The following is a 10,773-nucleotide window of genomic DNA, read 5'->3' on the forward strand; positions in this document are numbered from 1 at the left end:
CCAGCAATGCCCAACGCGGTTTTTTTGATTTCTATAAAGAGTACAGTGATGAGATTAAGGCCATGCATGCCTTAAGCATTGCCTACGATAAACTGCGCCATAACCTCGTACAACAGCGTAACCGCATTGTGGCTACGATGTACTTCTTGTAAGCCCGTTGACCACCAAACATTCGCGTCCGATGATCAGCCATGATTTTACCCGCACCGATCCCAAAGATGCCTTTTTGATTGCCAGCAATGCCCAGCGCGGTTATTTCGATTTCTACAAAGAATATAGCGATCAGGTAAAAGGGATGCATGCCTTAAGTATCGCCTATGATAAGCTGCGCAAGAACCTGGTACAGCAGCGCAACCGTATCCATGCCTTGCTTGATAGGTGCTTCCCTGAATTTTTGATAGAATTCCCTTTGGATACGAAAAGCTCTTCTTACCTTTTAAAGAAGTATTTTCTGCCGGCTCATTTCCTCTCTTTGGACCTGGAAAGCGAATCAGAAACGATCCGGAAACTATCTTGGGGCAAACGCGGCCGCAGCCATCTTGAAGCAATCCAAAAATATGCCCGGGCGAGTATCGGTACCCGTCTTGATGAAAACGAGGAAATGGCCGAACGCATGGCTTTGGATAGCTGGCTGGCCATGCAGGAGGTGATCGAAAAACAGATGGATGCGATCATGAAGCGTTTAATAGAGTTGGCCAGAGAGACGCCTTACTTAAAAATCATCACTTCTTTAAAAGGTATCTCTGAGCGGCAAGCGGCCTTGTTTATTGCCGAAACGCGCGACCTGGCCGGGTTTAGCCATTATAAACAGCTGGAAAAATACGCCGGTTACAGTTTGCGGCAATCACAATCGGGCAACTATGTGGGCCCGCGCCATATGAACCATATCGGCAACCGCCGTCTTTCCTGCATTTTATACAAGATGAGTGAAGAAACCATTAAATATATCCCCGAAGTGCGGGTTAAGTTTCTAAAGCGCCAGCTGACAAAAAGAAGTTACCGTAAAAATGTGGTGGCCGCCTCCGGCAATTTATTAAAGCTGATTATGGCGTTGGTCAAAGAAAAGCGGGTCTATGAATATCGTGGCAACCAAAGTGTGGACAGGTTGGTTTTTCTTGAGAAAAAGTATGCAAATCTGAAAGAATCGGATAAAGTACGTTTTGGTAAGAAAGTAGCATAGTTCTTTGTAATAGATTTATTTTATTTCAGGCAGCTGATAAATAGCTGAAGATAAATACAGACCGGGTGAACCCGCCGATTAACTTTCAGGAAGGTGTTGTCTTTTTCGGGCAATGCGCTTCGAATAACAGATAAGCGGGTTCGTCCCTGGTCCTTTGTGCCGAATAGAGAATAGGTTAATTCCGCCTTGGTGGGATGTAACGGAAGTAAGCCCGGGCTAAAGGATGCAGTGAAAAAAGGGACGGTCAGCTGGTTTAAAAGGTTCAGGTATACAGGCAGCGTACGCCCTGAAACAGGGTAATTATGCCAAAAAAGTGTATGAAAAGGTGGATTTGGAAAAGAAAAATCCTTTTTCACTCTGGATTTTTCTTGCAACTGGGCAAGTAGACTGAGGTTAAGGTGATTTGCCACTGTGTTAACTCTCAAACTGAAATCATGCTCCGAGTGGCAAATTCACCTTGAACCTTTTGTTAGCCAAAATTTATTTTAGGTATAACATTTTATTAATATGAAGTTCCTTATCTATTTCTAACTTATAGAAATAAACTCCTGAAGAATAGTTTTCAGCATTAAACCTATATTCGTACTCACCAGATGTTCTTTGCTCATTGGCAAGTATAGATATCTCCTTACCAAGGCTATTGTAAATAGTTAACTTTACGAGAGCACCTTTTTTAAGGTTAACTTTTATTATTGTCACAGGGTTGAAAGGATTTGGATAATTGTACGTTACTTTATAATCGGACGGTATAACCTCCTCAGTTTTATATGCAATATCAATCCTTGGTGAAACGCCCCCAACAGTTCCAAGAGCAATTAGAGAAAGTGAATATCCTTTTTCCAAATTAAACCATGGACCGCCATCCAAATAATACCATTCTCCGCCTCCGTTAACCAAAACAGTCAAATCTGAATAATACCAATCTTGTCCACTATAATGAGATGCTGATGGCCATATTTCAACTAAACTTTCTTTTCTATTAAACCTAGAAATACCGTTGGCAACATAAACGTTTCTTTTATTGTCAACAGACAACGGTAAAGAGAATCCTTTCGAAGGATTATGCCATGGTCCTTTTTTATTGAAAGTAATTTCTCCTCCGAACCGATCATAAACTGTAAAACCCGAATGTAACCATCCATTAAATTGCATATGACCAGAAGTGTTAACATCGTCCCAGCCACTAGTCCATGTTCCATTGTTTACAGAATAAATATTCCCATCTTGGTCAACATCCATTGGTAATGAATACCCTTTGTTAGGGTTATGCCACGGACCTCTCTTTGAACTAGAGGCAACTGAGGAGTAATTTCCATTTTTGTAGTAAATTGTAACACCAGAATAAAACCAATCAGGATGTGTATTAACATCATCCCAACCATATCCAAGTTCCAAAAAACGTTGATTATTTACAGAATATATATTTCCATCTCCATCAACTGCCATGGGTAACGAATACCCCTTACTTGGATTATGCCACGGACCAATACCTTTATAGTCGGTTGATGTTGTATAAGAAGTATTTTTCCAATAAACTGTAATATCTGATTTATACCATCCATTATGAGAGGAATGACCTCCTACTGGTTGCCATCCCCATTGTCCATACCGTGATTTGCCATTAGCAACATAAATGTTTCCTTCTGCATCAACAACCATTGGTAGTGAATATCCTAGAGTTGGACTGTGCCATGGACCCTTTTCTGTCAATTGATTAACACCATTAACCAATAAGTCTGAAGAATACCAACCAGGGTATAACCCACTAATCAAAACCAAATTCCCATTAACATTTACAGCGTAAGCATTTTCATCATCATCAACAGCCATCGGTAAAGAATATCCTTTACTAGGATTGTGAGAGGGACCTTTTTTTTGCAAAAATGGTTGAGTACTATTATTAGTTATATATTTCGTATAATCTGAATAAAACCATCCAGAATGTACATTTATATCATCCCACCCCATTAGAGGCTGGTTGCCATTGCCAGTGAAATAAATATCTTCTGGAATATCATATGCATACAAGCCTATTGTGCTTGGGTTAGTTTGTCTTGTGTAATAAACACGTTTCCCATCACGAGAAAAGGATGGATTAGGGTGAACCCTACTTCCATCCTTACTACCCCAAATTAAATTAATATTTGGGCTAGAAAACAAGGTGGCTAATGGGCTTAATTCTCCCGGTTTATATAAATGGATTTCTAGGGGGGTGCCACAACAATTATCTGCAGCAATAAAATCTCTATGATTATTTCCTATTTGTGGACCAGGCTTATATGTTGACAAAGCAATGTGATTATCATAAAGAGGTTCAACAACCTGAAGATCATCATTACCATTTCTAAGGTATATAATTCCATCATCGTTGTAAATCCTCTCATTATCCCACCAGGATGGATGGCTCCTAGAATCTGCGTGGTAAAAAACAATGTCATTTCCTAAAATGCCTAAGGGATCAGCAGCAAAGGTAAAACCAAAGTCAGCAGCAATTGTTTTTCCATTGGCTGGATTTGTTCCATAGACAGTTAATTTAATCCATATATAATTTCCATCAGGGCTAAAATATTTGTGGGCGATCATCCAATCTTCCGGATTCCAGGAATAAGCACTTATATCTCTAACTGGTAGGTGCATCATAGTGGGTAGCAAGGCTTGCATTTGTGCAATAAAAGCGGGAGTACCAAGTGCATGCACATCAAGTACAACTCTATCTCTTGTGCGATCAGATGGATCTACTAAAATAACATCCGGTATGGAACCAGCTTGAGTTATCTGCTGGCCTGTCAAAAGATATTTATTGTTTGGATCATAATCCCACGCATTAAGGCTACCAACTATACCTAAAGATGCACCTGTAATTGTTAGAGCATGATCAATTGTGGGCGAAGAAAAGTTAGAAATATCCCAAATATTAATTTCTGTTGAATTCTTAATCGCAAAATGGGTGTTATCAATCCATTTTATAAAAGCACCAGCATGTGGACTTGCACTAGTAGTCGTTACAAAAGAGGTTGCTGATGTATTTAAATTTTGTATCCAAACATCGACATTTACTTCAGGTATATTTGGATTATTACTATATGCTGTGGGATCAGATAGTTTTTCATATACTATAATGTTACCGTTGGGGCTTTCCATCGGCTGGTTCCACATATTAGCTTTTGAATCTGAGTCAATTAGAATTTCTTGCGACTGTATGATTGTCGTTGAACTAAAAATAAAGTAAATTAAAAATAGAAAAAGATTCTTCATTTTAACCTCCAGATAAGTTTGAATAATTATTTGTTGAAAACTTCATAAAAAAAATGATAAAAAATTAAAAATGAGTATACTTTTTGTTGGTAAGTCCTCAGGCTAACGGTGAATATTAATGGGCGCCCGCGCGGGGAAGTCCGTCCGGTTGACAAAATCATGCTCCGCGTGAAAGCGTCCCGTTGAATATTTTGTTAGAAGTGCCATTTAAACCTTTTGCCAAACCGTGAAAAGACAAACGAAATTTAAGCAACCCAAAAACCAAGCGCCATTGTTTTTAAAAACATTTTGATAGTGCAAAACAGGGAAGCGCCTCAAGTAAAATGCATTTTCAATATGCCGAACAAAAACTACAACCCAAGCATTTTACCCGGATTGAAACCTATGAATAAAAAACAACGTGAAAAGAACACTTTTTAAAACAGTCCAAAATTTTCGTAAAAAATAAAATTATTCTAAACAATGGCGCGACCTTGGAGGCATTGCACTTATAACGTTTAGTTAACCTGCCAATCGCATGTTGATATTCCACATATCATTCCAAACCCAACGCGGTTGGTCTGGTTCAACGAATTGTTATATTGAGCGCCTATGCTATGTGTATACTAACACTTTCATAACGGTATAAATATTAATTAAAAATTGCCAGAACGTCAACTGTTATTTTTTAACCTTCTGCTGGATGCAACCAGCTACTGGCCTTTACCCCAAAACTGTAATTTTGGACATACCAATCCCCGTGAATGGAATAGATAAAAAAGTTATGCCCCATAAAACATGTGCTCCTTTAAGAAGTGTCCAGGTATATAGTTTCGTTGTATTGTGGTTCGAGCAGCATTCGAAAAAACATAACTACCTTGCAACGCGGACAGCAATATGAATTCTCATTATCCTCTTCTTCGGGATCTGCTTCATTATTGACAGAACCTTCCATTTCATTACGAATACGCTTAAAAATTTCCTTCTTTACTTTTCCTGCCCAGAAACCGTAAAAGCGCACCTTATTAAAACCATGTGGCAGTATATGCAACAGAAACCGGCGTATAAACTCTGCCGCCGACAAGGTCATCTCTTTGTTAAACTTTCCATCCCCACTCCCTTGCCTGTAATCTTTGTAACCGAACCGTACATTCTTTTCTTTGCTGTCGATGATACGGTTGTTACTAATGGCAACACGGTGCGAATAACGTCCGATATAGCGCACAACCATCTCGGCGCTGCCAAAAGGTTTTTTACAATAAACCCGCCACTTCTTATGGGCGGTGGAATCCAGCATATGCTCAAATACGTGCGGCTCTTTGAATAGCTCGATAGTGTCCGGGATAACCAGTTGCCCCTTATACTGCATCTTCTTCAGTTTAGCTATAAACTTGCCACGGAACATCTTGCCCACAGCGCGCACCGGGAAGAGAAAACGGCCTCCATAAGGGACACTTTTCCAGTTACCACCATCTGTTATACCACCACCGGCCACAATCAGGTGCAGGTGTACATGTTGCGAAAGTGTCTGGCCCCAGGTATGCAGCAAGGCCAGGTAACCGCATTGTGCACCAAGATAACGGGGGTCTTTGGCAAAGCTGTTCAGCGTTTCTTTAACACAGCAAAAAAACAGGTTGTATAATAAACGCTTATTGTAGCTGATCAAATCATTTAAAGCATGGGGCAGCGTAAAAACTATATGGTAGTATGGAACTGGTAAAAGCTCTTTTAACCGTTCATTGACCCATTTCTCTCTCAAGATATACTGGCAGTTGGGGCAGTGCCGGTCACGGCAGGGATTATAACAAGGACGGTCAACGCCACAGGACGGGCAGTGGAAAAGATGACCCCCATGCACAGATGTGCGACAGTTCATTATCGCGTTAACAACTTTCCACTGTTTGGGCGACAGCTTATGGTCCTGGCTGTACCCTTTGATGTTGTCCCGGAAAATACTGGCTACGGTTGCTGTTGACATATCATTTAAATGGTGTACATAAGTACATATTATATAAGAAATGAAATGTCAATATACAAGTAAATATTTAGAGGGCCGGAAGAGATAAAATCAATCAGCCTGCGGATATAACCGCTTCAATATAACGGTGAATATTAACCGGATTTTACGTTGAAAAACTATCCGGTTGCCGATTCATGCTAGCACGTAAAATTCCGTGTTGAATATTTTGTTAGAAGGGCCACTAAAGCCCCGTTAATTTTGTAACAATTTAAACATTGACTAACCAAAAAACCAGCTTTGGTCGACGGTGAACTTTGAATTGCCAAAAAACATTTTGACAAACCCACAAGGCAAAAAGCAAACCCAAAGCAAAGTAAAAACATCGGGTGAGCTAAGGCAGGCAACGAACCCCGCGCTCAAACCGAGATATTTATAAAACTCTTAGCGAACAAAAAACAGTTTGCATTTTGCCACCTTGGAAAAACCACACACCAAAAAAACTTTGGAGCAGGGCAGAACCATAAAATTGAAAAGAACATCTTTTACCTTAAAACAGTTTTTGACCCAAGTTTTAAAACCGGCGGGCAAAGCAGCCTGGAAACCAACCGCCCTTATAACGACATGTGTTTAGCTGATTTGACACTGAAAAAACTCTCAACCTAAAATCATGCTCCGAGTGGCAAATTCAGTTACAACACCGTGTTATGCACCTTTATTATTTATAAAACGATTTTAATAGTGAAGACCTCGTAAGGTTTTTCACGTCAAACATTTCAATAAATTCATCCATTTCTTGGTTACCATTGAACTTATAAATATATTCTTTGCCTTCTTTTTCTTTACCAAGTAAAACCAGGCACAAGCCAATATGAAAATGGTTGTTTATATCACTGTACTTTTTTTGATTTAATCGTTCCTTATAAAGATCAAGTGCTTTTAAATAATGTCTTTTAGCATCTTCTTTGTGTTTAAGGAAATCATATTGCATGCCTAATCCAAATTCAACTTCAGCAAAATCCGGCTTTAGTTTTAATACTTCTTTCATTGTGGTTAAGGCCAACTCATAATCCTTCTTTTCTTGGTATAATCCAATTTGTGAAGTTAAAGCATGATAATAGGTTGTATCAATTTTATATGATCGATCAAGTAAAACTAATGCAGAATCAATAACTTTTATCCTTTTGGATCCAGTCTCAAAAACATTATCAAATGACATTTGCATTGCTTGTTTCTGCAAATTAATTGATTCCTGACTCCATTTTGAGGAACTGTCTACATCTTGTGCAAATAGTGTTGTTAAGGATAGAATAAATAGGATTTTTATTATTTTCATATATTTATCTGTAATGTGCATAACGACCGAATGTTAACCGGCGCCGCGCGGGATTTAACCACCGGATGCCGAGTCATGCTCCCCGTGTGAGCGTCCGCGTTGAACATTTTGTTATAATTTTTTTTAATAGTAACGACATTTTTAAAAAAGATCACTTATATCAAATTCAATATTTGAATGGCTATATTTGTATTTTTCAATTCGTGTTTTAGTTGGTTCGGTAGTGCAACTACATCCACTTTCACTCTCGGGAGTATAGTGAACTATCATTTCAGAATATTGATTTTCATTAATACTATATGCTCTACTAAAGATATTTGGTTTTACAGGCAATACAAGACCGACTTTCAGAGAGTCAAATTTTTGATCACTATTTACTGATAAATAAAACTTTCCTGTAGTATCTGTTATAAAAATAGAAACTTCATTATCAATGCGTCTTCCATATAAGGCTGAATAATCTTCCTGATATTCATTCTTTCCGAAAAGTTGTATTGTGTAATTTTCCTTTGAAATTGTTGAATCGCAGACAAGATGACCTGAATAATTATATTCAAACAATGGCTGCTTTGGGGATGTTGCAAAATTTAGGCTTATAAGAAGCCAAAGTAGTACGAAAATAAAAGTACTTTTTTTCATAATTATTACCTTAAAATTATAACGACTGATATTTAGCCGATTTGCGAATGTAAAACTTTCAAACCGAAATCATGCCTCGACGAGCAAATTCGGTTACAATATTTTGTTATGCACTTTTAGGAAAACTCCTTAGAAAGCAAAATATGAATTCTTTTCAAGATCATAAATAAAGTTAATACAAAGGAAAAAATAAAAAAATAACCAATTAAATTAATAGTCAAATATATGATACCACATGAAAAATAATAATTACCAATTAAAATAATTACTGAAAAAATAGACACTAATATTGAATAAGAAATATTTGAATAAATTTCTTTTAAGAATCTTTGCTTTAGAGCATTATCTGAGTGGTTGTTTTTATTAATAATATCATAAACAAGTAGCAAAAGGTTAAATAAAAGTGCTGCAAATATTGAAAGTGCCGTTATTAATATGCTTGATAGTTCTTTTGTAATAACTACCTTAAAATAAATTAATAATGTTGAACAGATAAGTGGAAGAACTATAAAAACAATGTAATCAAGATAATTTACTTCCTGAGTTTTATACTTCTTGAATGTTGTAAAATGATCACTTATTATTTTGCTAAGACCGACCTTACTCATGAGCTTGCCCTCTCAGTGCAACTCTTAAATCGTTTAATAAACCATTAGATGCTTGAAGAATACTATCATAGTCAGGATGTCCATTCTCATTAATGGAAACATCACCTGTAATATCAAAATAAGCTCTTATCTTATGTAAATCTGATAAATCTATTGTTCTCGTTTCATTGTCTAATTTTACTTCAACTTTAATAGTATCATAATCAAAGTTTGTAAGTTCAAACAAATTACTTACATCCTTTTCTCTATTCATAAATTCAATTAGTCTATTTGGAACAAAAGATAAAAATTGGTTTCGTTTTGCACGTACAACTAATTCTGTTGAACTTATTTCTTCAGTATGTCCATTGTTGTCATAAGCCTCCGCAATATCATTTGGTACTTCAAATTTTATAAATCTAATTTTTGTAACAACACCGTCTCTTAAATGCTGATCAACTATTTGTGATGGAAGTAAAGGATTCATTTCAACAATGTAGTCTGGAAATAATTGATTAAAGTAGGAATTAAAGTCATTTGAAAACGCTTTTCTAATACCGAATTGACCAAAACGTTGTAAAATAAGAATCCCTTCATCTGCATTATTTGGTAAAAATACTTGAAAAAAGAATGGAAGTAATTCTGCTTCATTCACACTTCTCAAATATGAAACTTCATTGTTCTGAATATCGAATAGCTCTGTCTCATACCCATATTCTCCTGTTTTGATTATACCTGTAATAATTCGATTATCTACTGAATAATTACTAACCGAAATCAGTTTCTGAATATTTTGAACATGAGAATAGTTTTGATTTCTATTTAATAGGTATTGCGTGAAAGTATTAAAAAAATCAGTAGTTCTATCAAATCTATCAAGTCTCTCATATGTCGGTTCTCTACGTTCTCTTATCCGAATAGTATAAGTTGACAAGGCTATTTTTGCCATTTAAAGTAGCTCCAATTAGTTAATATTAGTTTTTTTATTTTGGTTTAAAACCCTGGCTCGAATAAATATGTGTTTTAACATTTACATTTACTCTACTAATATCTCCATATCGAGCAAAACCCAAAGAGTCGATTAGATCATCATAAGTTGAAAGGTTCATATCTCGACTGAGTGCATTTGATTTTGCAGTATATCTCCTTTTTCTTCTATCATTTGATAGCTGTTTCCTACGGCCAGCGATAAGTGTCAATCTTGGATAAGGACGAAACCTACTACGTCCACCATTGATTAGCTGTTGAAGGACATTAATAAGGTATTCTCGATTCTCGCTACACCATTGAGCCCAATCATGTATTTGCTGAACAGCATGATTGAACTCCTGACTGAATTCATCTTTTGATGTAAACATTTCAAGATCTGGTCTTTCAATTTCAACAAGATGAAGGAAATCTCCACCATTAAGAACCACAAGGTATGCGAAATCAACTCTAAAATCTGCGCCTAAAGGGAGTTGAGATATAACCGCACCACTTTCTGGATAATATCCACTTGTTAGTAGAAATGGAAACTTCTCAAGGAATGACTGAATCTCCGTTTCCTTTTTACTTTTATTCAATAGAATACTAAAATCATCGAGGGTTATTTTGGGATTTATTTTTCCCATTTAACTCATTCTCCTTTGGTGCATAACGGTGAATATTAACCGGATTTTACGTTGAAAAATTATCCGGTTGTCGATTCATGCTAGCACGTAAAATTCCGTGTTGATAAACTATTACCTTTAAATACCTATTTTGTGTAAATAAAGAGCCCCCTAATGTGGAAAAGCAACCCATTAAATTGTTTAACCTAACACAAGGAGACTCTATCATGAACATCACATATAAACTA

Annotated in this window: 9 protein-coding genes; 1 reads left to right on the forward strand and 8 read right to left on the reverse strand. The window is 36.8% G+C overall.

Going from position 1 to position 10,773, the window contains the following annotated elements; all coding sequences use genetic code 11:
• Nucleotides 1-157: 157 nt before the first annotated feature.
• Nucleotides 158-1,180 carry a transposase gene (locus HND50_22290; GenBank protein ID NOG47982.1) on the forward strand — a complete coding sequence of 341 codons (1,023 nt, stop codon included), beginning with the start codon at nt 158-160 and terminating at the stop codon, nt 1,178-1,180.
• Between the two features lie 20 nt (nt 1,181-1,200).
• Here the strand turns inward: HND50_22290 and HND50_22295 are convergent, their stop codons facing one another.
• The 8 genes from HND50_22295 to HND50_22330 all read right to left on the reverse strand — a co-directional run bounded on the left by HND50_22295 (nt 1,201) and on the right by HND50_22330 (nt 10,546).
• Nucleotides 1,201-1,605, reverse strand: coding sequence for a hypothetical protein (locus HND50_22295; GenBank protein NOG47983.1), 405 nt, complete (start codon nt 1,603-1,605; stop codon nt 1,201-1,203).
• Between the two features lie 55 nt (nt 1,606-1,660).
• The gene (locus HND50_22300) at nt 1,661-4,435 is read right to left on the reverse strand and encodes a T9SS type A sorting domain-containing protein (protein NOG47984.1); all 2,775 of its coding nucleotides are present in this window, start codon (nt 4,433-4,435) and stop codon (nt 1,661-1,663) included.
• A 787-nt stretch (nt 4,436-5,222) separates the two neighbouring features.
• Nucleotides 5,223-6,392: an IS91 family transposase gene (locus HND50_22305; GenBank protein NOG47985.1), complete on the reverse strand. Its 1,170-nt coding sequence runs from the start codon at nt 6,390-6,392 to the stop codon at nt 5,223-5,225.
• Between the two features lie 697 nt (nt 6,393-7,089).
• Complete coding sequence (locus tag HND50_22310; protein NOG47986.1) at nt 7,090-7,707, reverse strand: hypothetical protein; 618 nt, start codon at nt 7,705-7,707, stop codon at nt 7,090-7,092.
• A 141-nt stretch (nt 7,708-7,848) separates the two neighbouring features.
• Nucleotides 7,849-8,346: a hypothetical protein gene (locus tag HND50_22315; GenBank protein ID NOG47987.1), complete on the reverse strand. Its 498-nt coding sequence runs from the start codon at nt 8,344-8,346 to the stop codon at nt 7,849-7,851.
• Nucleotides 8,347-8,462: 116 nt separating this feature from the next.
• Nucleotides 8,463-8,954, reverse strand: coding sequence for a hypothetical protein (locus HND50_22320; GenBank protein NOG47988.1), 492 nt, complete (start codon nt 8,952-8,954; stop codon nt 8,463-8,465).
• Nucleotides 8,947-9,882 carry a hypothetical protein gene (locus tag HND50_22325; protein NOG47989.1) on the reverse strand — a complete coding sequence of 312 codons (936 nt, stop codon included), beginning with the start codon at nt 9,880-9,882 and terminating at the stop codon, nt 8,947-8,949. Before HND50_22325 ends, HND50_22320 begins: the two co-directional genes overlap by 8 nt.
• Nucleotides 9,883-9,916: 34 nt before the next feature.
• Nucleotides 9,917-10,546, reverse strand: coding sequence for a DUF4263 domain-containing protein (locus tag HND50_22330; protein ID NOG47990.1), 630 nt, complete (start codon nt 10,544-10,546; stop codon nt 9,917-9,919).
• Between the last annotated feature and the right edge of the window lie 227 nt (nt 10,547-10,773).

Source organism: Calditrichota bacterium, assembly GCA_013112635.1.
Taxonomy (GTDB): domain Bacteria; phylum Calditrichota; class Calditrichia; order Calditrichales; family J004; genus JABFGF01.